Source organism: Pedobacter yulinensis (genome assembly GCF_003029735.1).
In the GTDB taxonomy this organism is placed as follows: Bacteria; Bacteroidota; Bacteroidia; order Sphingobacteriales; family Sphingobacteriaceae; genus Pedobacter; species Pedobacter yulinensis.
Window position 1 is genome coordinate 1,072,650 of the sequence record NZ_KZ686269.1, and the last position, 25,487, is coordinate 1,098,136.

Sequence of the window (25,487 nt, forward strand, 5' to 3'; positions counted from 1 at the left end):
AGAAAAAGTTCTGATGCCCGGAAGCGCTGCTTACCGGGCATTTTCATGATAGGCCTGCTGCAAGCAATCCCGTTACGGTCGCTATTCCGAAACTAAGGAGGGTACCGATGAGCACATATTCCGTTAACTTGATATCCTGAGCTTCTTTCAGATCTCCGAATCTGAAAATCGATTTGGCCGCCAGCAGGAAGCCAACAGCTTCAAAATGTCCCGTTAACACAAAGATATAAATCAGAAGCCGCTCCAGGATTCCGATGAAACGGCCAGCATCCTGCAATGATTTTCTGTCGGCGGAGGCGCTTAACGGTGTTTCGGGAATCCAACGGGCAATGACGACCCGAATTATTGTAGCAGCAGGCATGGTTAAAAAAAGTGCGGCGCAAATTATTCCCCATAATTTTGTTTCAGCTATAAAACCAGGCCAGAAAGCGGGTTGCCCGCTATACAGCCAGCTGACCACCGCAATCGTAAATAGATGAAGTAGCTGATCGATAAAAAACCAGGTTCGTTTGGTGTTGTCTTTTTGGAATTTAAGCTTTGCAGCATCGATAACGAAGTGGAAAATACCAATCAGTAATGCCGCCGTCCATGCTTCGCTGTTTGCCAGGAACACAAAGGCCAGTATGATATGAAGCGCCACGTGCAGGTACAGTTTTCCTGAAGCCAGTTTAAGACGCTCCTTGTCTGCCACCCAGGCGTTCGGTTGCAGAACAAAATCGCCCAGAAGATGAGCCAGGAGTAATTTGATGAGGATGATTTCCATATTGCTGATGATTCAATTCTTCATGTGGTGTATACCTAGGCCGAGGTTTGCAATTCCTCACGGTAATAGGCATCCAGATCCATGATTTCCTGGAAATAAGCGCGTTTAAGCGACTCACTTACAGAAGATTGCGATTTAGCCATTTTCACAGCCAGTTCGGCCTGAACCAGATCTTTGTTTTCCATTGCAACTTTGACCGTTTCTGCCATGACGGGGCTCCAGTTATCTGCTGCGATCAATGCAAGGCTGATCATGAGATTGATATGTTTATCAAATGCAGTATCGGCACTGGCGAAATTCAGGCTCATTTTTTTTTCTTCCAGTTCATCAAAAGCTTTGCCCGAATGAACAAAGGCTTCTCCCATGGCTTCTGTCAGTTTAACCGTCTGGTTGCCGGGCTGGCCAACACCTATTCCCATACGCACATCGCCATTTTTCAGCGTACGCATACAAGCTTTGATATAAAATGCGGCGTGTAGCGCCTCTTCTGCCGGCACACGGAGTTGAAAACTATCTCCACGATAAATTTCCCAGTTTTTATCGGCTTGTGCCTGGCTACGCAGGGCCGCTTTTAAAACCTGCAGCCAGGTTGTTTCCAATTGGCGCGAGCCGATAACATCTCCTGTTATGATTGCTTCCATGTCAAATAAATATCGGGCTTTTGACCGATATTTACAATTATCGGGTTTTTAGCCGATATTTACAATTATCGGGTTTTGAGCCGATATTTAAAATTATCGGGTTTTGAGCCGATATTTAAAATTATCGGGTTTTGAGCCGATATTTCAAATTATCGGGTTTTGAGCCGATAATTTACAGGTTCAAACTAAACAAGTGGTGGTTTGTTAAATTCAGCATGGGCCTGATCAGTTTCACAAACAAAGGTATATATTGCAAACAAGGTGATTTTTACATCGACCCCTGGCGTCCTGTAGATTATGCAGTAACCACTCACGGCCACAGTGACCACGTAAAAGCCGGTAATGCACATTACCTGTGCCACACCCTGACTAAACCTATACTGCACCGGCGCATAGGCGAAGACCTTAAGATAGAAACCCTTGATTATGGGCAATCAATAACCAGAAATGGCGTTCGGATTTCTTTCCATCCTGCCGGCCACATTATCGGATCGGCACAGATCAGGCTTGAATATAAAGGTGAGATCTGTGTCGTTTCGGGTGATTATAAAACCGAATACGACGGCATCAGTACGCCCTTTGAACCTGTAAAATGCCATACGTTCGTTACTGAAAGCACTTTCGGACTCCCTGTATATAAATGGCAGCCGCAAGAGATTGTCATGGCAGAAATCTTGCGATGGGCCCGGGAGAACATTTCGAAGGGTAAAAGCACTGTACTGGTTGCCTACAGTCTGGGTAAGGCCCAAAGATTGCTTAATGCCCTGGCGGGAGCGCACCCCGTATACGTACACAGTTCAATTGCCAACCTGAATGATGCCTTAAGACAGGCCGGTGTAACCATTCCCGAAGCCACCAGAATCTCGCCCGAAACAACCAAAGATATGCTGCAGCAAGGCATCATGATCGTGCCGCCGGTGATGCGTACAAGCCGGTGGATCAAAACATTGATCAGTCCCGTTACGGGTGTTTGTTCAGGGTGGATGCAGGTGCGGTCGCACCGCCGCTGGCAAAGTGCAGATGCAGGCTTTGCCCTGAGCGACCATGCAGACTGGCCCGGCCTGTTAAGCGCAATCCGCGAAACAGGGGCTGAAACAGTATATGTAACGCACGGCTTTACCGCAGCATTCAGCCGCTTTCTTAATGAGTCAGGCATCTATTCGGAAGAAGTAAGAACGCAGTACGGTGCAGAAGAAGATGAAGACGCTATAACAACAGAAACCCCATCATGAAACGCTTCGCCCAACTGATACAGGAACTGGAAACCAGCAACAAGACCAACGATAAGATTGAAGCTCTTGTTAACTATTTTCAGTCTGCCGACGAACAGGACCGCGTCTGGGTCATTGCCCTGTTTACCGGTAAAAAACCCAAACGACCCGTAAACTCAAGCTTGCTGAAGATGTGGGCTTGCGAATTAAGCGGCACCCCTGAATGGCTTTTCAATGAAAGTTATCATAACGTTGGAGACCTGAGCGAAACAATCGCACTCATTCTTCCGAGGGCAGCAAGCCTGCTCGAACTGCCGCTAAACCAATGGATCGCAGAACTTCAGGCCATTGAAAAACTACCGGAAGATGAAAAAAAAACATTTATCCTGAACGCCTGGAATCACCTGGCTACCGCAGAACGGTTCATTTTCAATAAACTTATATCAGGCAATTTTCGCATCGGCGTTTCAGCAAAAACCCTTGTCAACTCGCTGGCAAAAAAAGAAGCGGCAGACAGCAACAAAATCATGCACAGCATTATGGGCAAATGGGACCCATATACCATTGCTTACGAAGACCTTGTAGGCGGCAGCCATGTAAATACAGACAATTCCTGGCCCTACCCTTTCTGTCTTGCTTATGCCCTGGAACAGGAACCCGCAACATTAGGTCCGGAAGCGAACTGGCAGGCCGAATGGAAATGGGATGGAATCAGGGGTCAGATCATTAAACGCAATGATGAATTGTTTATCTGGTCGCGCGGCGAGGAACTGATTACCGATCAATTCCCTGAACTGCATGTGCTGGCCGGGATCCTGGATAATGGGACCGTACTAGACGGTGAAATCCTCGCCGCAAGGAATGGACAGGTACTTCCCTTCAGTACGTTGCAGCAGCGTTTAAACCGCAAAACCATCAGTAAAAAGCAACTGGAAGATGCGCCCATCGGTTTTTTTGCTTACGACCTTCTCGAACACGAGGGCCGTGACATTCGTGATCAACCCTTGCGCGAACGCCGCAAAATACTCGAAGAGATCCTGAGTAAATTACCTCCTTCTGCAGGCATCGTGCCATCGCAGATTATCACCTACCATAACTGGGCAGATCTCGCAACTGTACGCGAATCAAGCCGCGACAACAACAGCGAAGGCGTGATGCTCAAAAACCTCGACTCATTGTACCACAGTGGGCGAAAAAGAGGAGACTGGTGGAAATGGAAGGTGAACCCGTATACGGTCGATACCGTTATGATTTATGCCCAGAAGGGCGCCGGCCGAAGGGCAAATTTTTTTACCGATTATACCTTCGCAGTACGCGACGGAGAAAATCTGATTACCATTGCAAAAGCCTATTCGGGTCTTACCGACCAGGAGATCAGGCAGGTAGATGCGTTTGTAAAAAGAAATGCGATAGAGAAATTTGGTCCCGTGCGTACGGTTAAACCAGAACTCGTGTTCGAAATTGCTTTTGAAGGTATTGCAGAAAGCAAAAGACACAAAGCAGGGCTTGCACTCCGATTTCCGCGTATTTTACGCTGGCGCAAAGATAAAACCGCGGCAGAAATTAATACGCTCGACGACCTTCGCCAACTGCTCTTGTCAAGCCAGGCCTTGACAAAAGCCGGCGACGAGGCAAAAAAGCGTGCGGAATAGAACCTGTTTGGCTCTATTGCATTAATTTTACGATTCCTTTCACCCCGCAACAAATACATGCTCAGCAACCACCCGGGTTATAAAAAGATCAAGTCCTGGCTTCGTTCTGCAAAACGAAAGCCCTTCCCCTTCCAGGAACGGGCCTGGGAAAAGTATCTTCAGGGGTTTAATGGATTGGTTAATGCCCCCACAGGCTTCGGAAAAACCTTCTCACTGTTCCTCGCTCCGCTGATTGAATCCTTTGGCCTGAAAGAACTTCCCAGGCAAACCAGCAAAAACCGGCTCAAGCTGATCTGGATTACACCGCTTCGCGCGCTTGGCAAAGACATTGGCCGGGCAATGATCGAGAGCCTCCTGGAACTCGAGATGAACTGGGAGGTTGGTATCCGCAACGGCGATACGACGACCGCTGAAAAGGCCCGGCAAAAACGCTCCATGCCCGAAATCCTGATCATTACGCCCGAAAGCATGCATCTGTTGCTGGCTCAGAAAGGAAGTTCGGAAATCTTCGAAGGTCTGCAATGTATCGTTGCAGATGAATGGCACGAGTTGCTCGGCTCCAAACGTGGTGTGCTTGTGGAACTGGCCATTAGCCGCATCAACGGCATGAAAAGAAAGCTAAATCTGCCTGAGGCGCGGGTTTGGGGCATATCGGCCACCATTGGCAATATCGAGCAGGCACTGGAAGTTTTGGTGCCGGACCCGAAGAAGCCCAGGACCATTGTCAGAGCTGAGCTGGAAAAGAAAATCGAAATACACTCCATACTTCCCGATAACCTGGAAACCCTGCCATGGGCCGGGCATCTTGGCCTCAATATGGCCGAGAAATTGGTGCCGATCATTAACAAAAGCCGCACAACCCTTATTTTTACCAATACCCGTGGACAGGCAGAGATGTGGTACCAGCGCATGTTGCAGGTAGATCCAGACCTGGCAGGCCTGCTGGCCGTGCATCATGGCTCTATAGATAATGAACTTCGTGGTTGGATCGAAGATGCCCTGCACTCGGGAGCATTAAAAGCCGTTATCTGCACCTCCTCCCTCGACCTTGGCGTCGATTTTAAGCCCGTTGATACCGTTGTTCAGGTGGGTTCGCCGAAAGGTGTTGCCAGGTTCTTACAGCGTGCCGGCAGGAGCGGCCACTCCCCTTTCGAAACGTCTGTCATTTATTTTATGCCAACCCATGCGCTCGAACTGGTTGAAGCCGCAGCCATAAAAGAAGCGGCCAGGAATCAAAATATAGAACCCCGTGAACCCGTTATCCTGTCATTCGATACGCTGACTCAATACCTGGTTACCCTGGCTGTAGGCGATGGCTTTGACGATGCCGAAACATTTGCCGAGGTTCAGGGAACACATGCCTTCAGAGACATCCTGCCCGAGGAATGGAACTGGATCATGCAATTTATCACCTCGGGCGGCGACACGCTTGGTGCCTATGAGGAATTTAAAAAGGTAATTCGCGACACAGACGGCCGTTGGAAAGTGACCAGCCGAATGACCGCCATGCGGCACCGCCTGCACATTGGGACCATTGTGAGCGATGCCATGCTGAAAGTAAAGTTTATCAGCGGCGGCTACATCGGTATGGTCGAAGAAACCTTCATTTCTAAACTTAAGCCCGGCGACAGTTTTACGCTCGCCGGCCGCATCCTTGAACTTGCGCAGGTTAAAGACATGACCGTTCTTGTTCGACGCAGTAAAAAAAAGAAAGCAATCAGCCCCAGCTGGAACGGAGGCCGGCTGCCCTTGTCATCAAACCTCGGTTCCGTTTTGCGCAAGAAATACAACGAAGCCCTGCAGGAAAACCATCCTGACCCCGAACTCAGGTTCATATACCCGCTTTTTCTGCGCCAGCAACGCACATCGCACGTACCCAAGAATGATGAATTGCTGATCGAGCTGATCAGCAATAAAGAAGGCTTTCATTTGTTCGCCTACCCTTTCGAAGGCCGCCTCGTTCACGAAGTGCTCGCGGCACTGGTCGCATTCAGGCTGAGCCGGCTGTTGCCAATCAGTTTTTCGATCGCAATGAACGACTATGGCTTCGAGTTGCTCAGCGACCAGGAGATCCCGTTCGATGAAGGCATTGCCTATGATGTATTTTCGCCCAAAAACCTTTCTGAAGACATCACACTCAGCATCAACTCGACTGAAATGGCCAGACGTAAATTTCGGGACATTGCGTGTATTTCAGGGTTGGTCTTTCAGGGTTATCCCGGTAAACATGTGGCAAACCGGCATCTGCAGTCTTCAGCGGGTTTATTTTTTAATGTTTTTGCAGACTACGATAAACATAACTTACTTTTGCGCCAGGCTTATGACGAAGTGTTCTACGATCAGCTGGAGGAACCGCGGCTTGCTGCCGCCCTACACCGCATCCAGGACAGCCGCATCGTAATAACCGAACCGCAGTCGTTCACACCGCTATCTTTCCCGATCAAAGTAGACAGTCTCCGGGAAAACATGAGTTCTGAAGAGCTCGAACAACGCGTGGTACGAATGACTGCCGAAGCGCAAAAGGAAGACGAATGGAAATAAATTGCAAGGGAGAGAGAATTATTCTGGATGAAGAGCGTGCAATCTACCTGCCTGATCACGGCTTCCTGGTATTGAGTGATCTTCACCTCGGAAAATCGGCGCATTTCAGGCGTGCCGGTGTTCCTGTCCCTGCAACAATCGGCATCAATGACCTTTCAAGACTGTCATTTTTACTGGAACGTTATCAGCCTGATTGCCTGCTGGTAACAGGCGATATGTTTCACCACAGCCTGAACAGTGACATTGCGCATTTCGCCGACTGGCGTAAGCAGCATTCGGCGTTGCGCCTTATTCTTGTAAAGGGTAATCATGATCTGCTAAGCGATGCCGACTATGCTGCGCTTGGTATTGAACTGCACAGTCCTTCTTTCTGCCTCGGGCCATTTTGTTTTATTCATGATGCGCCAAAATGCACGGAAGAAGAATTGTACCCGATTAGCGGACATATCCATCCAGGTATCACCCTACAGGGAAAAGCACGGCAAAAACTTCGGTTTCCTTGCTATTACTTCGGGAAAGACTTTGCCGTATTACCGGCTTTCAGCCTTTTTACGGGCCTGAGCACGATCAGACAGTCGGCCGGAGACCGCTCCTATGCCATTACTCCCGGTAAAGTGGTCGCCGTCTAGTTCACTGGCTCAGGCTGCATGGTTTTACCAAGCTCCTGAACCCACTGGTTAAACAGTGCTGTTTCTATCTCAACAACATGTGCCGCATGCGCTTTCCACTCCGGACTGAAGGTTTCAAGCTGACTGATCATTTCTTCAAGATGTCCCTCTTCTTCGAGAATAATGGATTTAACATTTACCTTGCTGCTGTGCTGGTCCAATACTGACTGGTAAACCGGGTATAGTTCATCAGCGCGTACTTCGATCGCGTAGGTCACGAATAAATAAGCCGCGAATTTCAGGTCTTCACCTGATAAAGCAAATTGCTTTTTCAGGTAACGGCACACCGCGATATCGAGCGCATGCAGGTAAAAGCGCGTAGACCGGGGCGTGAGCAATTCATCGTTTTTATAAGTCTTGCAAGCCAGCGGATCTACTTTGGCAATTTGTTTTTTTAAATAGTATGCGTGGCGGTGTTCTTCAGCAGCATGCTTAAGCACAATGATGTTAACCTGGTCCTTACTTTCTGAGGCAGAGATTTTCCGTGCACCTGCATTTTCCATGAATGATAACGTATTTAACCACTTGGCATGCAAAAAGTTGTCTTTTACTATTTTATCTAAAACTTGTGTAAATTCCATATCAGATTTCGGCAAGTGCCTGTTCAATTTGTGTGTAAATATAGGCTAAATCTTCATCAGCAATGATATAAGGCGGCATCAGGTAAATGATATTTCCCAGGGGCCTCATCAAAATGCCGCGTTCCAGAAACCAGGTATAAAGCCTGTCGCGCAGGCCGCTCAGGTACGAGGTATCTAAACCTGTTTCCCATTCCAGGGCAAGTATGGTTCCAGTCTGCCTGATGTCTCTGAGCCGGGTATGTCCGCTGAGTTTGGCGGCAAATGCGGCATGCTGCCTGCTGATCCGGTACAGGTTCAGCTGTGTTTCCGGCTCAACAAACAGGTCAAGACTCGCCAGGGCCGCGGTACAGGCTATCGGATTGGCTGTAAAAGAGTGTCCGTGGTAAAGCGTCTTAAGTTTGTCGTCGCTAAAAAATGCTTCGTAAATCCGGTCTGTGCAGGTCGTAATGCCCAGCGGCATGGTACCGCCTGTAAGTCCTTTGCTGAGGCAAAAAATATCGGGCGCCTGGTCAAGATAACCGGTAGCGAAAGACCGGCCGGTACGGCCAAAACCTGTCATAACTTCATCAGCAATCAACAGCACCTCCTGCTGGCGGCAGCACTCAAGCAGTTCGTCCAGCAATGCTGCCTGGTACATCAGCATCCCGCCCGAGCCGAGTACCAGTGGCTCAAAAATAAAACAGGCAAGTTCTTCGCCAAGCGAGGTAATATGTGCCTTCAAAGCCGCTATATTATCAGCGGTGGGCAGATCGATAAATTCGACATCAAACAGGTAGGGCGCGAAAGCATCGGTAAATATGCTTCTTCCGCTTACAGACATGGCGCCGAAAGTATCGCCATGGTAGGCGTTTCTGAATGCGAGGATCTTTCTCCGTGGCTTGCCGGCATTTCCCCAGAACTGTATGCACATCTTCAACGCAACCTCAACCGCCGTCGATCCGTTATCGCTATAAAATACTTTGTCCTGCTGCCCTGGCAGCAGTGGCAGCAGCCGCTCGGCCAGTTCGACCGCGGGCTCATGGGTAAATCCGGCAAAAATCACATGCTCCAGGCTCTTTAGTTGCGCGGATACCTTTTCTGCAATGTACGGATGTGAGTGCCCGTGAATATTGACCCACCAGGACGATACGGCATCTATATACCGTTTACCATGCTCTGCATACAGGTAAGGGCCGGCGGCATGCGTAATACCGATGGCCGGCAAGGCATTTTTCATTTGGGTATATGGATGCCAGACCACCTTTCTGTCACGTTCGGCTAATGTCATTTGTGTAATGTTCTTTAAGTAGTGTTACTGCGGTTTTGTCGGTTTTGAACGTTATATCGGCAGGGTCAAGTTGCGCGATGCCCACCCATCTGAATGCCTGACGGATATCGCCATCGGCATCAAAATCAAACACCTGTTCCTTGAAATGAAGGCGCAAGGGTGCCCGCTCTTTCACCAGGTAATAAACGCTGATCACCTGGCTGTCATTGAAAGACGACTTCTCGTAAAAATCAGTGGTGTAAAAATGCCGCAAAACATCGATCTCTGCATTGCATTCTTCCATAAACTCACGTTTCAGCCCATCAATCAGGCCTTCGCCCAGTTCGAGGCCCCCGCCCGGAAACTTGCTGAAGCGAAAACCAAACTCTTCCTCATCGCTAACCAGCACCTCCTGCCGGTCGTTCACAAGCAGGCCATAAACCCGTACGTTAAAGTAGCTCATTTTCGAAATGTTTTTTGTTGCGGGTGGTATTCTCGATGGTCCAGGTAAAGTCTTTTGACTGCGGTTCCTGTCTGACCGGGCAATCTTTCATGCGGCAATAGTGGCAACACTGGGGCAGACACGGATCAGCGTGTATAAACAACTCCGTTTCGCGCAGTTTCTTTTCGTTGATCAGATCGTCAATATCAGAAATTTCTTTGTGTACCCGAGTCAGATCATAATAATAAGGCAGGGTTACATGGCAATCTATATGCAGTTCGGGCCCGTATTGTTGGGTTCTCAGGTTATGGACATCGATCCAGGCATCAGCGCGGTGATCCTGCAGGATATCGACAACGGCCGAAACAAGTTTCAGATCACTTTCGTCCATCAGACCACCGACAGACTCGCGTGTCAGTTTATATCCAGTAAAGACAATGTATAAGCCGGCTGCGACAGACAACAGGCTGTCCAGCCAGTACAGGTCGGTCAGCAGCATCAGTACCAAGCCCACAACGAGCGCAGCGCTGGTATACGTATCGGTCAGGAGATGCCTGCCATCGGCCACCAGGGCCATCGAATTTTCCTGACGCCCGGTGCGGATCAGGAAAAGACCTGTTACCAAGTTAATTAATCCCGCGATGGCGATGATCAGCGTACCCTCAAAGAGCTGCTGCAGGGGCTCCGGGCTGAGGATACTATAAATGGATTTTCCGATAATGATGATACCGGCAATGAGGATGAGTGTCCCCTCTACAAAGGCCGAAAAGAACTCGACCTTTCCATGGCCATAAGGGTGGTTCTCATCGCGCGGACGTGTGCTCAGATAAACGCTGTAAAACGCAAAACTGCTTGCAATGACGTTAACAATACTTTCGGCAGCATCAGTTAAAATGGCATTCGAGCCGCTGATGAAAAACGCCGTAAACTTGGCCAGCATAAGCAGGACGCTGATACACAAAGAAATCACGATTGCCTTCTTTCTCTTCGTCATGCCTTTTTTTTGCCAAAAATACAGTAATAACAGAAATTACTTAGTGAAATTGCCGCTTTTTTGGCGCAGAATAATATTTGGTTCCTATATTTGCGCCAAACGAATTGACCATGACGTATTTATCTAAAAGAATCAACAACCTGTCTGAATCGCAAACGATCAAAATGGCAAAACTTGGCCGTGAGCTGTCTGCCAAAGGGATCGATGTGATCAACCTTAGTTTTGGCGAACCTGACTTTTTCACTCCTGAGGATGTAAAGGAAGCTGCAAAAAAGGCGATCGATGACAACTTCTCTTACTACACGCCCGTATCAGGCTATCCTGACCTGCGGAAAGCTATTGTAAAGAAGCTGAAGGACGAGAACGGGCTTGATTACGAAGCAGATGATATTGTGGTTTCAACAGGCGCAAAACAAAGCCTGGCCAATGTCGTTATGTGCCTGGTCAACCCGGGTGATGAGGTGATCGTACCTACCCCTTATTGGGTATCATATTCTGAGATGATCAAACTGGCCGAGGGCGAGTCGGTTTTCATTAACGCTACTGTAGAAAACAATTTTAAAATAACCCCTGAGGAACTTGAGGCGGCGATCACGCCGAAAACCAAACTTTTCATGTTCTCTTCGCCCTGTAACCCAACAGGTTCAGTATACTCAAAAGACGAGCTCGAGGGGCTGGTCAGGGTATTTGAAAAACACCCTAATATTTTCATCATATCTGACGAAATATACGAGCACATCAATTTTGGTGAAGGTCATACCTCCATCGCATCATTCGACAGTGTGAAAGACCGTGTCATCATCATCAACGGTTTCTCAAAAGCCTACGCCATGACCGGCTGGCGGGTCGGTTATTCGGTGTCTTCGAGAGAAATCGCGAAAGCCTGCGACAAACTGCAGGGCCAGATCACGTCCGGAACCTCCTCGATTTCACAGCGCGCTGCGCTGGCTGCCTACAATGCAGGATTGAACAGCGTGGAAGATATGCGTACAGAATTTAAAAAGCGCCGGGACCTGGTTTACGGTTTACTGAAAGAAATTCCCGGTATCCAGGTAAATTTGCCTGAAGGAGCGTTTTATTTCTTCCCGGAGGTAAAAAGTTATTTTGGAAAAAGCTACAATGGTTTAACCATTTACTCGGCCGAAGACCTGAGCCTTTACCTGCTCAACGAAGCGCACGTTTCGACGGTTACCGGCGAAGCCTTTGGTAATGCCGATTGTATCCGGATCTCTTACGCAGCTGCTGAAGAGCAACTCATAAAGGCCATGAAGCAGATTGAAGCAGCCTTGGCCAAGTTGAATTAACAAACAGCTTTACATATTAAAATCCCCCGCCAGCAACAGCCCGCGGGGGATTTTTTTATAGTGTCAGCTAAATTGCGCTGGAACTTAGGAACGGATCGCTTCGACGGGATCGAGCCTCGAGGCGGAAAATGCCGGCGAAAAACCGGAAATGCTGCCAATAATCACCGAAATGCCAATCCCGAGTATGATGTTGCCCATATCCAGAATGATCTCTATATCGAGCAGATGCGTGAACACCTGCGTGAAGATAAAGACAAACAGCAGTCCAAGCAGGCCGCCCAGCAAACAAAGCAAAATTGCTTCGAACATGAACTGCAGCAGAATAAAATAGTTTTTCGCCCCAAGTGATTTCTGTATGCCGATGATGTTGGTGCGCTCCTTGACCGACACAAACATGATATTGGCTATACCAAAACCACCAACCAGGATGGAAAAACCGCCGATGACCCAACCGGCAATTTTAACCATACTGAACATGGTGTCGAGCTGGTTGGAAATGATGGTCGTTTTATTCAGCGCAAAATCATCTTCCTGGCCGGGTTTGAGCCGGTGAATAGAACGCATCAGCCCCTGAAGTTCGCTTTCTATCTCCTCCAGACTTACCTGATCGTTTCCCCGTACCGTAATCTGCGGGTCGTACCGTTCATTCCTGATATCGAAAAGTCCTTTGGCAAAATTGATCGGGATCAGGACGTTTTTATCCTGCGACATGCCCAGCATATCTTCGCCCTCTTTCTTGAACACGCCCACAACGGTAACGCGCCTGCCCATTACCTTGACCTGTTTACCTACGGCAGCCCCGCCGCCAAACAAGCCTTCGGCTATTTCAGCGCCCATCACGCAGATAGGTGTGCCTGATTTACTTTCGTTTTCAGTAAAGTATCGTCCCTCCTGCAATTCAAAACTCCAGGTTTTGTCAAAGTCGGCCGAGGCAGCCCAGACCGTTGCGCCTTCAACCGAAGAACTCCGGTATTTGATGACCCGGTTTTGTGCAGCTGCCTCGTAAGTAATGCCCTGGGCATTCTCCATGCGCCTGCGCAACTGTTCATAATCCCGGGGTGAAGGCTCAGGTCTGTTCATGTATTTCCACCAGGGGTAATCGCCGAAACCTCCCCAGGGCCACTTCTGGATAAAGATTGTTTTAGAGCCCAGTTTATCAACGCTTTCCTGCAGTTTATTGCGAAGCGTATCTACAGCAGTGAAAACGGCTATAATGGTAAAAATACCGATGGTAATGCCCAGCAGTGACAAAATGGTGCGAAGCTTGTTCTGGCGAATGGCGTCGAGCGCGAAGCGAAAGCTTTCGCCAATAAGTCTGAAAACGATCATAATTAACGTTTAGACCAAAACTAACCAAAAAGGTTACATAAAGCCGCGTCTTAGTAAAAAAGATACAAAAGCAAATTTATAGTGGTCTGACAGCAACAAATTGGCCCTGTAACCGGTTAATTACCTGATGCGTTTTATGCAATCTTAAAAAAGAAATTATTTTTGTAAATTTGCGCCCTTAAAATATCAAGTCAGATTATGAAATTATCGCAGTTTAAGTTCAATTTGCCCGACTCGCTCATCGCAAGTACTCCTTCAGAAAACCGGGACGAAGCCCGTTTAATGGTTCTGCATAAAGACAGTGGTAAGATTGAACACAAGATTTTTAAAGATGTCTTGGACTATTTTGACGATAAGGATGTCATGATCCTGAACAACACGAAAGTATTCCCGGCACGTCTTTATGGCAACAAGGAAAAGACCGGCGCCACCATCGAGGTGTTCTTGCTTCGTGAGCTGAATAAGGAATTGCGGCTCTGGGATGTACTTGTAGATCCTGCAAGAAAGATTCGGGTGGGCAACAAGCTGTATTTCGGCGATGACGATCTGCTCGTTGCCGAAGTTGTGGACAATACCACTTCACGCGGTCGCACCATACGTTTCCTGTTCGACGGTACGGATGAAGAGTTCCGGAAAAATGTAGAGATTCTGGGCGAAACACCCCTTCCCAAATACATTAAGCGCAAGGCTACAGCCCAGGACAAAGAAAGGTACCAGACCATCTTCGCTAAACACGAGGGCGCAGTAGCGGCTCCGACAGCCGGCCTGCACTTTAGCCGTGAGCTGATGAAACGGCTCGAACTTAAAGGGATTGAGTTTGCTGAAGTAACCCTCCATGTGGGCCTTGGCACATTTCGTCCGGTGGAAGTGGAAGACCTGACCAAACACAAGATGGACTCTGAGCAGTTTATTATCGAAGACCGCGACGCACGTATTGTAAATAAAGCACTCGAAGAGAAACGACGCATCTGCGCGGTCGGAACGACAAGCATGCGTGCGATCGAGTCTGCTGTATCTGCCAGCCATACATTGAAAGCAGCGAGCGACTGGACGAGCAAGTTCATCTTCCCTCCTTATGATTTCAGCATCGCAAACTCGATGATCACCAATTTCCATACACCAGAATCTACGCTCCTCATGATGATCGCAGCCTTTGGCGGCTATGACAATGTCATGAACGCCTATGAGATTGCGGTGAAAGAAAAATACCGCTTTTACAGCTATGGCGACGCCATGCTGATCATCTAAACGGTGTGGCATGAGGCACTACGCTATTGTCGTTGCCGGGGGCAGCGGGAACCGGATGGGTGCAGACGTACCTAAACAGTTCCTGCCGCTGAATGGCAGGCCGCTGCTGATGTATACGCTGCAGGCCTTCGCCTCCAGTTCATTTCAGCCGGACATCATCCTTGTGCTTCATCCAGCTGAACAGGCGCGTTGGGCGTCATTGTGCAAAACCTTTGATTTCCGCATCCCCCACCAGATCGTACAATCGGGTATTGAACGCTTCCATTCTGTTAAAAACGCGCTGTCCCTGATCACAGAACCTGGTATTGTATCTGTCCATGATGCTGCCCGCCCCCTTGTCAGTACCGAATTGATTGACCGCTGTTATACCAGTGCCGCACGCGAAGGAAATGCCGTAGCCGCAGTGCAGGCTACAGATAGCATCCGGATCGCAGCCGGGGGGAAAAACCGAGCGACAGACCGCCGGCAGGTATTCCTGGTCCAAACGCCGCAGGTGTTCCGGTCATCGCAGTTACTGCCCGCCTATGGCAGACCCTATAACAAGGGCTATACAGATGATGCGAGTGTAGTGGAATCTTCAGGTGTGGAAATTTTCCTGGAGCAGGGCGAACGCACGAACATCAAGATCACTTATCCTGCAGACCTCATTCTGGCCGAAGCACTGCTTGTGCCCAAGCCATAAAAAAACCCGGTGCTGTCTGCAACCGGGTTGATTAATATATTTTCTGGCGATTATGCTGCCCTGTTTATCACTTTGAGCAAGATGGCAATAACTGCGATGACGAGCAGGACGTGAATGATACCACCCACATCACCAAATCCATTAAAGAAAAAGCCGATTACCCAGAGTATAACCAATACAACGGCAACCAAATACAATAAATTTCCCATAGGTTCTTAATTTAGTTTTTAAGTATGTTATTTGGTGATTAAACATGCACTGCCGACTGATTGTTTCGTTTGGACCAACAAAAAACAGACACAGCACTGACACTTAGGCAAAAAGAATGGGAGACAAAAAAAGAAAGGCCGGATTTGCATCCGGCCTCTGATATCGTTAAGTAAAACTAGTATTCATCTTCGTTAAAGAAAAAATCTTCCTTGGTCGGGTAATCCGGCCAGATTTCCTCGATACTTTCATAGGGCTCGCCGTCATCTTCCAGTGCCTGAAGGTTCTCAATCACCTCGACAGGGGCACCTGAACGAATGCCGTAATCAATTAATTCATCTTTAGTTGCAGGCCATGGCGCATCTTCCAGGTGTGATGCCAATTCTAGTGTCCAATACATATTCCCTGTTGTTAAATTTTAGTGTATTTCAATTAATCGCAAAAGTATATTAAAAATAATCTAATATCCAAACATTTTTTTCAACGTATTTAAACGCGTGGAATCCACTTATTTTCTTCCTTTCCGGCATCGCTGCACAGTTTCCGTGCCAGAACAAACAGGTAGTCGCTAAGCCGGTTAAGGTAAATTATAACCTGCTGGTCCACAAAGCTTTCTGCAGAAAGTGCAATAACCAGACGCTCTGCCCGGCGGCACACACAGCGGGCAATATGGCAGAAAGCGGCAGCCGTTCCTCCCCCTGGCAGGATGAAGTGCCTGAGCTCAGGCAGCGCCGCATTCATCTGATCCATTTCGTTCTCGAGCAGCAAGACATCATCGGCAGTGAGGTCGGGGATTTTCATCCTGGATTTTTCCGGGTCTGCAGCCAGCGATGAACCGATGGTAAATAACCTGTCTTGTATTTCTTTCAGCAGCTGGCCTGTATGCACACCGGTTTCATGGCTCGCAATCAGGCCTATATATGAGTTAAGTTCATCGACCGTGCCGTAGCTTTCAATGCGTACATGCGCCTTTGAAACCCTTGTGCCGCCAATAAGAGAAGTTTCTCCTTTATCGCCGGTTTTAGTGTAAATCTTCATGAGAATAAGGTATAAAAAAAGCCTTACGGACTAAGGCTCTTTATTCGCACTTTGTAAGTCTAGCTGATCTTTTCCCAGTCTGATCCTGAATCGCGAAGGGCCTGCAAACGGGGAGATACCGACTTTACGTCTGTGTTCGGGTAATCATTTTCTACCAGGCCATCGCGCATCCTGACGATCCGGTGGGCATGCTGCGCAATATCTTCTTCATGGGTAACCAGGATAATCGTATTGCCGCGGCTGTGTATCTCTTCCAACAATCCCATGATCTCGATCGAGGTTTTGGTGTCCAGGTTTCCCGTGGGCTCATCGGCAAGAATAATAGAAGGGTCATTGATCAGTGCACGTGCTACAGCAACCCGCTGCCGCTGCCCGCCCGAGAGTTCGTTGGGTTTGTGGTCCATGCGGTTGCCAAGGCCCACATTCTCCAGCGCTTTGGCGGCGCGTTCTTCCCGCTCTTTACGGCTTGCACCAGCATAAATAAGCGGCAGGGCCACATTATCAAGCGAGGTTGATCTCGGAAGCAGGTTAAACGTTTGAAATACAAAACCAATTTCTTTGTTTCTCACTTCAGCCAGTGCATCATCAGACATCTGGCTCACATTGATGCCGTTCAGAATGTAGTCGCCCTTGCTTGGCGTGTCCAGGCAGCCTAAAATGTTCATGAGCGTAGACTTTCCTGAACCTGACGGCCCCATCAAGGCTACAAACTCGCCTTTTTTGATCTCAAGAGAAACCGACTTTATGGCATGGATCACTTCCGTTCCAATAACGTACTTCCGGCCGATATCTTTGATAATGATCAGTGGGGTATCTTTCTGCATCGCTTTTTCTTTTTAGACAGGCAGTGCCAAGTGAATGTTACAGCCCGCTTTATTTTTCAATAATCTTCGGAACGAGAAAAAACCGGTCGTTGTGTTCGGCAGCATTCATCAGCCCCTCTTCAGTACTCAGTTCATTCCTCACTTCATCTGCCCGCCAGGTATTTACCTGTTCGTTCATGTACCGGAGCGGCTCGACATGAGTGGTATCAAGCTCGTTCAGTTTTTCCATGAATGTAAGAATCCTGTTCATGTCTGCACGCAATGTATCAATATCTTTATCTTCTATGTGAATACGTGCCAGGTCGGCGATCTTATAAATACGCTCTTTATCGAGGTTCATTGGTCTGTCAGTTTACTTTTAATTTTTTCAAAAACATGGTCGCGGAGCTGTTCATCATCAGCCAGCGATAATCCTGTCACGCTCACCGGGGCATGAACGAATATCCGGCAGCGTCCCGGCCTCGAGCCCAGCCTGCTCCCATCGTCCCACAAAACTTTCCAAATATCGGCAATTGACACCGGAACGATCGGAATATTTTTGTCTATGGCCAGCCTGAACGGCCCATTTTTGAAGCTGTGCAGGCGGGGCGGATACTGGTCATCTATCTTGCCTTCGGGAAAAATGACCAGGCTCATCCCTTTATCCAGGTTTTCGCCGGCTTTTTTGAAGGCGCGGAATGAAGATATCTTGCTATCCCGGTTTACGGTAATATCTATGGTCTTAAAGAACAACCGGAGTATCGGGTTTTTCAGCAGCTCCTCCTTTCCCATGAAATGGTAACTGCCCTTGGCCAGGATGCAAAAAACCATGATATCGAGATTTGACGTATGGTTGGCACAGTAAATATATGTTGCGCCGGCCGGTAGCCGCTGTTCAACATGATACACGTAAAAGATTCCTGCCAGGGCACTTGCCAGAAAACTGTGCAGGCGTCTGAAAAAATTCAGAACGGGGTAAAACCGTTCATTTCTTGAACTGAGGTAATAAAATGGGAAAAACAGGAGAAAAAAAATGAAAACCAGGAGCATGAACCAGACACGGTGAAGCTGTTTGAGGATTTTCATATACCCGCCAAAAATAAAAAAAAATGCCACGAATTTTCCGGGTGCTGCGAATTGATCTGCCGAATGTTTCAATTCTTTCTTAATTTCGCCGCATGAAAGAAACGGTAGTGAGCGGGATTCGCTCTACAGGAAAGTTACATCTTGGCAACTATTACGGGGCATTGAAGAACTTCGTGCAGATGCAGCACGACTACAATTGTTTTTTCTTTATTGCAGACCTTCATTCGCTGACCACGCATCCCACACCAGCCAACCTGCACGGCAATGTGAGGCAGGTACTGGTTGAATACCTGGCCTGCGGCATTGACCCAGAGCTGAGTACCATTTATATCCAGTCTGATGTGCCTGAAGTAACCGAACTCTACCTGTATCTGAATATGAACGCTTACGTAGGCGAACTGGAACGCAGCGCCTCGTTCAAGGATAAGGTTCGCGGCAATCCGGACAATGTGAATGCCGGCTTACTCACCTACCCGGTTCTGATGGCGGCAGATATCCTGATCCACAAAGCCACCAAGGTCCCGGTCGGCAAAGATCAGGAACAGCACCTGGAAATGGCCCGTACCTTCGGAAACAGGTTTAACCGCCTTTACAACAGCGACTATTTTCCTGAGCCCTTTGCGTTTACCTACGCAACCAATCTGGTCAAAGTACCAGGCCTTGACGGCAAAGGCAAAATGGGCAAATCTGAGGGTGAAGGCAACGTCATCAATCTTTCAGATGAGCCTGAAGTAATCAGAAAAAAAGTAATGCGGGCAGTAAGTGATGGCGGCCCGACCGTCGAGAACCAACCAAAGCCGGAGCCGATCCAGAACCTGTTCGACCTGATGAAAGTCGTCTCTGCCCCCGATACACTTGCGCACTTTGAAGCACTGTACAACCAATGTGCCATCCGTTACGGCGATTTCAAGAAGCAACTTGCCGAAGACATGATCCTCGCTACAGCGCCGATCAGGGAGCGCATGCAGGTCATTGCGGCCGACACTGACTATCTGAAAAAGGTTGCTGCCATTGGCCGGGAAAAAGGCCGCGAAAGCGCGTCTAAGACCGTTAGGGAAGTTCGCGAGCTGATCGGATTCAGAAGTTTTTAGAAAAATACCCATAACCCGCATGTTGCGGGAGAATGTTATATTAGTCTGCCTAAGGGCAAAATCTGCACCTCGAATTGAATCAATATGCACATAGCGATTGTTGGAAACATCGGTGCCGGCAAAACAACCCTGACGGGTCTGCTGGCAAAAAATTACGGTTGGGAAGCCTTGTACGAAGCGGTAGACAACAACCCCTATCTCGAAGATTTTTACAGCGACATGAAACGCTGGAGTTTTAACCTGCAGATCTATTTTCTAAACAGCCGTTTCCAGCAGCTTGTCGATATTGAAAAAAGCAAGCGCAACGTGATCCAGGATCGCACGATTTATGAAGATGCCTACATTTTTGCTGAGAACCTTCATGAAATGAGCCTGATGACCACCCGCGACTACCACAACTACCGCGCAATTTTTGACAACATTACCTCTTTCATCAAACCGCCTGACCTGCTGATCTATTTACGCGCATCAGTGCCAACGCTGGTTAACAACATCCAGCGCCGCGGCAGGGAATATGAGGCCAGCATCAGGATCGATTACCTGTCTAAGCTGAATGAAAAATATGAAAACTGGATACAAAACTATCAGTTGGGCCGCTTGTTGATACTTGATAAAGACCGCCTCGATTTCAGCAACAATGTCGAAGACCTGAGCCTCGTGATCCAGGCGGTAGAAGCAGAAATAAACGGTTTATTTTAAAAGATGTCACGTATTTTAGGAGTCATACCGGCGCGTTATGCCTCGTCCAGGTTTCCCGGTAAGCCGCTGGCAGACATTGGCGGCAAAACCATGATCAGGCGCGTATATGAGCAAGCCAGTAAGTGCAGCGAACTGGAACTTGTTGTCGTGGCAACCGATGACCAGCGCATTGCCGACGAGGTAAAGGGCTTTGGCGGCCGGTTTATCATGACCGCCGCCGAACACCAGAGCGGAACTGACCGCTGCGCCGAGGTACTCGAACTGCTGCCCGGTTATGATGTACTGATCAACATCCAGGGCGATGAGCCGTTCATCGATCCTGCGCAAATCACGCTTGTTGCGCGTTGTTTTGCAGGCAAGCAGGTGCAGCTTGCCACGCTCATCAAAAAGATAACGGCAGCTGAAGAGCTTTTTAACCCGAATATCCCCAAGGTCGTGTGCAGCCAGGAGCAGGAGGCCGTCTATTTCAGCAGGCACCCCATTCCTTACTTTAGAAATGACAGTACAGACAACTGGCTGGCCCGGCACGTTTATTACAAACACCTGGGCATTTACGGCTATCGTGCTGCAGCTTTGCGCCAGATCCGTGAATTGTTGCCGGCGCCGCTTGAGCAGGCCGAAAGCCTGGAGCAGCTTCGCTGGCTTGAACATGGTATGCGCATCTATACCCGGGAAACCGAACTTGAAACCGTAGCGATCGACACCCCTCAAGACCTCGAAAAGGTTGCTCACCTGATCTGAACGGCAATTCGAAAAAAAAGCTATCTTGGCGGTAACCTATGTATATGAAAAGAATCCTGTATGCCCTGATTCCGTTGCTGTGTCTCGCATGTCAGCCCGGTGCCGACAAACAAAACACCGCAATACTACTGCCGCCAAAAGAAGCTGCCGTATATTTTTCAGACAGCACAAAAAAAGATACTTTCCGGCTTACCTTTAATGGGAAGACCCTTGCTTCAGGCACGCTGGTTTTTAGCATCAGCAAGGCCGACGGCCGTGAAATTTACAGGACCAGCATCGCCGCGAAAGACCTTTTTGCAAATTACGATTCAGAACTTGACCTTTCTAAAGAAAAAAATCAGGCCGCCTTTCTGACAGAAGAAGTCAACCGGTTCTTCGACGAGGAGAACTTCCTGATTCCGGCCGTTACAGAAAACGAACAGGCTGACGCCAACGTTCCTGACAAAGCCTTTTACGAAGAGCTCAAAAAAAGCCGTCTTAACGGTTTTAAATACCGGCTCGGAAAAGAGACCAATGTTTACATCGGCTGGTCGGCTGCCGCAGGCGGGGTTCGCATCTATTACAAATGTTGCTAATCGGCAAACACACGGAGGCAGCTGAAACAAAGTTGCGCTGCTCCAGGTCACCTTTTCAGATCCCGACAGCACTTAGTGTAATTATTACACTAAGATATCGTCCCGGTCGCCGAAATTCGACAAAATGAGTGGAATTGATATAATTTAAATTTATAATCCTAATTATCAAATAGTTACAGTTTTATTCGTTTTTTTTACTGTGAATTTCATGCAACTTGCAATTTTTAAATTAACTTTATCTTAGTGTAAAGAATTTGACACTGTTCCTTTTATAAGGCAAGTTGCAAGATCAACCTGAACCCAATCTAACAAACCAAATATAATGAGCTGCCCGGTCTCCCCCGGGCATTTTTTATTTCAGCTTTTGATAAATATCTTATCAACAAAACCCCTGAATGCCCCTAAATTTTCTACCTTTGTATCCCGTACAAAATGAAAACCGAACCTGTTTTCAGGTAAGGCCGAATAAACTCACAAATCATGACGAAGTATATTTTTGTTACGGGCGGTGTCACATCCTCTTTGGGTAAAGGCATCATTTCCGCATCATTAGCTAAACTCCTGCAAGCTAGGGGTTACCGGGTAACCATTCAGAAATTTGATCCTTATATCAACATCGATCCGGGAACGTTAAACCCTTATGAGCACGGAGAATGCTTCGTTACTGAAGACGGCGCCGAAACTGACCTGGACCTGGGTCATTATGAACGTTTCCTGAATGTTCCTACATCACAGGCAAACAACATTACGACCGGGCGCATTTATCAGAACGTAATCAATGCCGAACGTCAGGGTGCCTACCTGGGCAAGACCGTTCAGGTGGTTCCGCACATCACAGATGAAATCAAACGCAACATGCGCATCCTGGGAAACAGCGGCGAGTTCGACATCGTAATAACTGAACTTGGCGGTACGGTTGGCGACATCGAGTCGCTGCCGTTTATCGAGGCTGTGCGGCAATTCAAATGGGAAGAAGGTGCAAACAACGCCATCGTCATTCACCTCACGCTGATTCCTTTCCTGGCTGCCGCAGGCGAGCTGAAAACCAAGCCAACACAACACTCGGTCAAAGCGCTGCTTGAGTACGGCATCCAGCCGGATATCCTCGTATGCCGCACCGAACATCCCATTTCGCAAGACATCCGTAAAAAAATCGCCCTGTTCTGTAATGTCAATGTCAATGCCGTTATCGAGTCGCGCGATGCGTCGACCATCTACGATGTGCCTTTGCTGATGATGAAAGAGCAGCTCGATAAAACCGTGCTCAGTAAACTGAAACTTGCTCAGAAGAATGAGCCCGACATGGAAAGCTGGAAAGAATTCCTTGGCCGTCTCAAAAACCCGACTTCAGAGGTCAGGATCGGCCTGGTCGGTAAGTATGTGGAATTGCCGGATGCGTATAAATCCATTATTGAAGGTTTCGTACACGCAGGGTCAAAGAATGAGTGCAAGGTAAAAGTAGAATATATCCACTCTGAGGGCATTTATCCTGACAATGCGCATGAAAAACTGGGCCACCTGGACGGCGTTCTCGTGGCGCCGGGTTTTGGCAGCCGCGGCATAGAAGGTAAAATTGACACCATCAGGTATGTTCGCGAAAACAACGTTCCTTTTTTCGGCATCTGCCTGGGCATGCAATGTGCCGTTATCGAGTATGGCCGCAATGTCATTGGCCTGGAAGGTGCGCACACCACTGAAATTGACGAAAACTGTGCACATCCTGTCATCAATATGATGGAGGAGCAGAAAAAGATCACAGAAAAAGGCGGCACCATGCGCCTGGGCTCTTACCCGTGCGACCTGAAAAAAGGCAGCAAGGCATTTGCCATTTACGGACGCACCCACATCACCGAACGTCACCGCCACCGGTACGAGTTCAACAGCGCTTACCTGCAGCAGTATGAAGACGCAGGCATGATCGCCTCTGGGATCAATCCCGAAAGCAAGCTTGTCGAAATTATTGAGCTAAAAAACCACCCCTTTTTCATTGGCGGACAATTCCACCCGGAATTAAAGTCGACCGTAGCAAATCCTCACCCACTTTTTGTTAAATTTGTCGCCGCTGCAAAAGAACACGCTAAAAAACCAAGCAAATAAAAGCAGCAAACATTATAATGGATAGAAATACATTCACAGGCCTCTTCCTGATCCTGATCATTTTCGGAGCTTCGTTCTACTTTTTCAAACCAAGCGAGGCAGAAATTCAGAAAGAAAGGGAAAGACAGAAAAAAGAGGCTACAACAAAAACGGCAGGTCCGGCAGCAAGGAACATCGCCCCGGCAGCCGTGCGTACGCCAGATTCGGCTACATTGAAAGGTCCGTTCGGCGCTGCGCTGACAGGTGCCGAGCAAACATCTGTGCTCGAAAACGAAAACCTGAAGCTGACTTTCAGCAACAAAGGCGGCAGAATTTTTTCAGCTGAAGTAAAGGGCGCAAAAACCTTCGATGGCCGGCCCCTGATCCTGTTCAACGGCCCGGGCAACAAATTCGGGTTTAAACTTAATGCCGCCGGCCGGGTGTTCAATACGAACGAACTCTTTTTTACCCCAAAGCAGAACAACGGCGAATTGAGTATGCGTGCCATGTATGGCCCGGGGCAATACCTCGAATACCGTTACGCATTGAAACCGGGATCAAATAAGGTCGAGTTTAATATCAACGTGGTGGGCATGCAACAGGTTATTTCAGGAAACAGCCTGACCCTGAACTGGGAGTCGACCCTGCTGCAGCAGGAGCAATCCATTGAAAGTGAACACCGGTACTCAGCGCCTTATTACAAATACCTGAACGAAGGCGTCGACAACCTGAGCGAAGCAAAAGATGACAAAAAAGAGCTCACGGAGGATAAAATTCAATGGTTCTCATTTAAACAGCACTTCTTTTCTGCTGTACTGATCAACAAAAACGGCTTTGACAAAGGAAGCCTGGAAGTGCGCATTCCAACCGGGAACCGGGAAGTGAAATGGTACGGTGCCAATATGGACCTTCCTTATACGCACCAGGCAGACCAGGCCTACAGCATGGAGTTCTACTTCGGATCGAACAAGTTCTCGGCATTGAAAGCGCAGGGCTATGAGCTCGAAAAACAGGTGAACATGGGTTACTGGCCGCTTAAGTACATCAACCGTTTTATCGTACTCCCGCTGTTCAACCTCCTGGAGAGTTTCAACTGGGGTTATGGCCTGATCATTCTGGTGCTGACCGTTATTCTTAAACTGGTGCTCATGCCGCTCACTTACAAGTCATACCTTTCGATGGCGAAAATGCGTGTACTGAAACCGGAAATGGATGAAATCAAGGGCAAAGTTGGCGATGACAATCCTACCCTGCTTCAGCAGGAATACCTGAAACTGTATAAAAAGGCAGGGGTTAATCCGCTGGGCGGCTGTTTACCGATGCTGCTTCAATTACCAATCGTAATGGCCTTCTTTTTTTTCTTCCCGAACCTTTTTGAACTGCGCGGCGAAAGTTTTCTGTGGATGAAAGACCTCTCGACCTATGATGAGTTTGTGAAATTCGGCTTCACCATTCCTTTCATTGGTGACCACCTCAGTTTAATGTGTCTGCTAATGACCGCTTCGCAACTGGTTCAGGCCTATTACAACAACCTGACATCCGGCAGCGCCGCCAACAACCAGATGAAATACATTGGCTACATCATGCCAATCATTTTCCTGGGCGTACTGAACAGTTACCCGTCGGGCCTGAACTATTACTACTTCCTGGCCAACATGATGACCTTCGGCCTTCAGTTTATCATTCGCAGAATGGTAGACGACGAGAAAATTCACGCCATGATCCAGGAAAACAAGGCTAAACCCGAAGAGAAACGGAAAAAATCAAAGTTCCAGCAGCGTCTTGACGATTACATGCGTCAACAGCAAGCGCTGCCAAAAGGTAAAAAATAAATAGTGCTATTGAACAGAAAGGGTCCGCCAGGGCCCT

The 25,487-nt window shown here is 48.3% G+C and carries 26 protein-coding genes; 13 read left to right on the top strand and 13 right to left on the bottom strand.

The window, feature by feature from the left end:
- Positions 1 to 43: 43 nt before the first annotated feature.
- On the bottom strand, positions 44 to 763 hold the full coding sequence (locus tag C7T94_RS12125; RefSeq protein WP_107215578.1) for a DUF3307 domain-containing protein: 720 nt from the start codon (positions 761 to 763) through the stop codon (positions 44 to 46).
- 35 nt (positions 764 to 798) lie between these two features.
- The gene (locus tag C7T94_RS12130) at positions 799 to 1,404 is read right to left on the bottom strand and encodes a transcriptional regulator (protein ID WP_107215579.1); all 606 of its coding nucleotides are present in this window, start codon (positions 1,402 to 1,404) and stop codon (positions 799 to 801) included.
- Positions 1,405 to 1,535: 131 nt separating this feature from the next.
- Between C7T94_RS12130 and C7T94_RS12135 the strand changes: the two genes are divergently transcribed.
- From C7T94_RS12135 to pdeM, 4 genes are read left to right on the top strand one after another with little or no spacing between them, the layout of a single operon-like run.
- On the top strand, positions 1,536 to 2,636 hold the full coding sequence (locus C7T94_RS12135) for a ligase-associated DNA damage response exonuclease (protein ID WP_317046918.1): 1,101 nt from the start codon (positions 1,536 to 1,538) through the stop codon (positions 2,634 to 2,636).
- On the top strand, positions 2,633 to 4,267 hold the full coding sequence (locus C7T94_RS12140; protein ID WP_107215580.1) for an ATP-dependent DNA ligase: 1,635 nt from the start codon (positions 2,633 to 2,635) through the stop codon (positions 4,265 to 4,267). Before C7T94_RS12135 ends, C7T94_RS12140 begins: the two co-directional genes overlap by 4 nt.
- 57 nt (positions 4,268 to 4,324) lie before the next feature.
- Positions 4,325 to 6,808: a ligase-associated DNA damage response DEXH box helicase gene (locus C7T94_RS12145; protein WP_107215581.1), complete on the top strand. Its 2,484-nt coding sequence runs from the start codon at positions 4,325 to 4,327 to the stop codon at positions 6,806 to 6,808.
- Positions 6,799 to 7,437: a ligase-associated DNA damage response endonuclease PdeM gene (pdeM, locus tag C7T94_RS12150; protein WP_107215582.1), complete on the top strand. Its 639-nt coding sequence runs from the start codon at positions 6,799 to 6,801 to the stop codon at positions 7,435 to 7,437. Before C7T94_RS12145 ends, pdeM begins: the two co-directional genes overlap by 10 nt.
- Here the strand turns inward: pdeM and C7T94_RS12155 are convergent.
- From C7T94_RS12155 to C7T94_RS12170, 4 genes are read right to left on the bottom strand one after another with little or no spacing between them, the layout of a single operon-like run.
- Positions 7,434 to 8,057, bottom strand: coding sequence for a hypothetical protein (locus tag C7T94_RS12155; RefSeq protein ID WP_107215583.1), 624 nt, complete (start codon positions 8,055 to 8,057; stop codon positions 7,434 to 7,436). The two genes, pdeM and C7T94_RS12155, sit on opposite strands and share 4 nt — an antisense overlap.
- Before the next feature lies 1 nt (position 8,058).
- On the bottom strand, positions 8,059 to 9,324 hold the full coding sequence (gene bioA / locus C7T94_RS12160; protein WP_107215584.1) for an adenosylmethionine--8-amino-7-oxononanoate transaminase: 1,266 nt from the start codon (positions 9,322 to 9,324) through the stop codon (positions 8,059 to 8,061).
- A complete protein-coding gene (locus C7T94_RS12165) occupies positions 9,305 to 9,766 on the bottom strand; it encodes an NUDIX domain-containing protein (protein WP_107215585.1) in 462 nt (153 codons plus the stop codon). The genes bioA and C7T94_RS12165 overlap by 20 nt, the downstream gene beginning before the upstream one ends.
- Positions 9,753 to 10,739 (bottom strand): cation diffusion facilitator family transporter, encoded by a 987-nt coding sequence (locus tag C7T94_RS12170; RefSeq protein WP_107215586.1) that lies wholly within the window; start codon positions 10,737 to 10,739, stop codon positions 9,753 to 9,755. The genes C7T94_RS12165 and C7T94_RS12170 overlap by 14 nt, the downstream gene beginning before the upstream one ends.
- Positions 10,740 to 10,849: 110 nt before the next feature.
- Here C7T94_RS12170 and C7T94_RS12175 point away from each other — a divergent pair, with 110 nt between their 5' ends.
- Positions 10,850 to 12,043, top strand: coding sequence for a pyridoxal phosphate-dependent aminotransferase (locus C7T94_RS12175; protein WP_204353271.1), 1,194 nt, complete (start codon positions 10,850 to 10,852; stop codon positions 12,041 to 12,043).
- Between the two features lie 84 nt (positions 12,044 to 12,127).
- Here the strand turns inward: C7T94_RS12175 and C7T94_RS12180 are convergent, their stop codons facing one another.
- The gene (locus C7T94_RS12180; RefSeq protein WP_107215587.1) at positions 12,128 to 13,372 is read right to left on the bottom strand and encodes an ABC transporter permease; all 1,245 of its coding nucleotides are present in this window, start codon (positions 13,370 to 13,372) and stop codon (positions 12,128 to 12,130) included.
- Between the two features lie 198 nt (positions 13,373 to 13,570).
- Between C7T94_RS12180 and queA the strand changes: the two genes are divergently transcribed.
- Together queA and C7T94_RS12190 are read left to right on the top strand one after the other, a co-directional pair.
- Complete coding sequence (gene queA, locus C7T94_RS12185) at positions 13,571 to 14,620, top strand: tRNA preQ1(34) S-adenosylmethionine ribosyltransferase-isomerase QueA (RefSeq protein WP_107215588.1); 1,050 nt, start codon at positions 13,571 to 13,573, stop codon at positions 14,618 to 14,620.
- Between the two features lie 10 nt (positions 14,621 to 14,630).
- The gene (locus C7T94_RS12190; protein WP_107215589.1) at positions 14,631 to 15,302 is read left to right on the top strand and encodes a 2-C-methyl-D-erythritol 4-phosphate cytidylyltransferase; all 672 of its coding nucleotides are present in this window, start codon (positions 14,631 to 14,633) and stop codon (positions 15,300 to 15,302) included.
- Between the two features lie 50 nt (positions 15,303 to 15,352).
- On the opposite strand, the gene C7T94_RS12195 is transcribed toward C7T94_RS12190, so the two are convergent.
- From C7T94_RS12195 to C7T94_RS12220, 6 genes are all read right to left on the bottom strand, one after another.
- Positions 15,353 to 15,511 (bottom strand): lmo0937 family membrane protein, encoded by a 159-nt coding sequence (locus C7T94_RS12195; RefSeq protein ID WP_107215590.1) that lies wholly within the window; start codon positions 15,509 to 15,511, stop codon positions 15,353 to 15,355.
- A gap of 176 nt (positions 15,512 to 15,687) precedes the next feature.
- Entirely contained in the window at positions 15,688 to 15,909 is a 222-nt protein-coding gene (locus C7T94_RS12200; RefSeq protein ID WP_107215591.1) for a DUF2795 domain-containing protein, read from the bottom strand.
- 89 nt (positions 15,910 to 15,998) lie between these two features.
- Positions 15,999 to 16,547, bottom strand: a complete 549-nt coding sequence (locus tag C7T94_RS12205; RefSeq protein WP_107215592.1) for a cob(I)yrinic acid a,c-diamide adenosyltransferase — start codon at positions 16,545 to 16,547, stop codon at positions 15,999 to 16,001.
- Between the two features lie 59 nt (positions 16,548 to 16,606).
- On the bottom strand, positions 16,607 to 17,371 hold the full coding sequence (locus C7T94_RS12210; protein WP_107215593.1) for an ABC transporter ATP-binding protein: 765 nt from the start codon (positions 17,369 to 17,371) through the stop codon (positions 16,607 to 16,609).
- A 49-nt stretch (positions 17,372 to 17,420) separates the two neighbouring features.
- Positions 17,421 to 17,711, bottom strand: coding sequence for an Asp-tRNA(Asn)/Glu-tRNA(Gln) amidotransferase subunit GatC (gene gatC / locus C7T94_RS12215; protein WP_107215594.1), 291 nt, complete (start codon positions 17,709 to 17,711; stop codon positions 17,421 to 17,423).
- Positions 17,708 to 18,436: a lysophospholipid acyltransferase family protein gene (locus tag C7T94_RS12220; RefSeq protein WP_107216098.1), complete on the bottom strand. Its 729-nt coding sequence runs from the start codon at positions 18,434 to 18,436 to the stop codon at positions 17,708 to 17,710. Before C7T94_RS12220 ends, gatC begins: the two co-directional genes overlap by 4 nt.
- A gap of 92 nt (positions 18,437 to 18,528) precedes the next feature.
- Here C7T94_RS12220 and trpS point away from each other — a divergent pair, with 92 nt between their 5' ends.
- From trpS to yidC, 6 genes are all read left to right on the top strand, one after another.
- The gene (trpS, locus tag C7T94_RS12225; protein ID WP_107215595.1) at positions 18,529 to 19,527 is read left to right on the top strand and encodes a tryptophan--tRNA ligase; all 999 of its coding nucleotides are present in this window, start codon (positions 18,529 to 18,531) and stop codon (positions 19,525 to 19,527) included.
- A gap of 84 nt (positions 19,528 to 19,611) precedes the next feature.
- A complete protein-coding gene (locus C7T94_RS12230; RefSeq protein WP_107215596.1) occupies positions 19,612 to 20,226 on the top strand; it encodes a deoxynucleoside kinase in 615 nt (204 codons plus the stop codon).
- A 3-nt stretch (positions 20,227 to 20,229) separates the two neighbouring features.
- Positions 20,230 to 20,967, top strand: coding sequence for a 3-deoxy-manno-octulosonate cytidylyltransferase (gene kdsB, locus C7T94_RS12235; RefSeq protein ID WP_107215597.1), 738 nt, complete (start codon positions 20,230 to 20,232; stop codon positions 20,965 to 20,967).
- Between the two features lie 44 nt (positions 20,968 to 21,011).
- Entirely contained in the window at positions 21,012 to 21,542 is a 531-nt protein-coding gene (locus C7T94_RS12240) for a hypothetical protein (RefSeq protein WP_107215598.1), read from the top strand.
- A gap of 480 nt (positions 21,543 to 22,022) precedes the next feature.
- Positions 22,023 to 23,639, top strand: a complete 1,617-nt coding sequence (locus C7T94_RS12245; protein WP_107215599.1) for a CTP synthase — start codon at positions 22,023 to 22,025, stop codon at positions 23,637 to 23,639.
- A gap of 17 nt (positions 23,640 to 23,656) precedes the next feature.
- Positions 23,657 to 25,450 carry a membrane protein insertase YidC gene (gene yidC / locus C7T94_RS12250; protein WP_107215600.1) on the top strand — a complete coding sequence of 598 codons (1,794 nt, stop codon included), beginning with the start codon at positions 23,657 to 23,659 and terminating at the stop codon, positions 25,448 to 25,450.
- Positions 25,451 to 25,487: the final 37 nt, after the last annotated feature.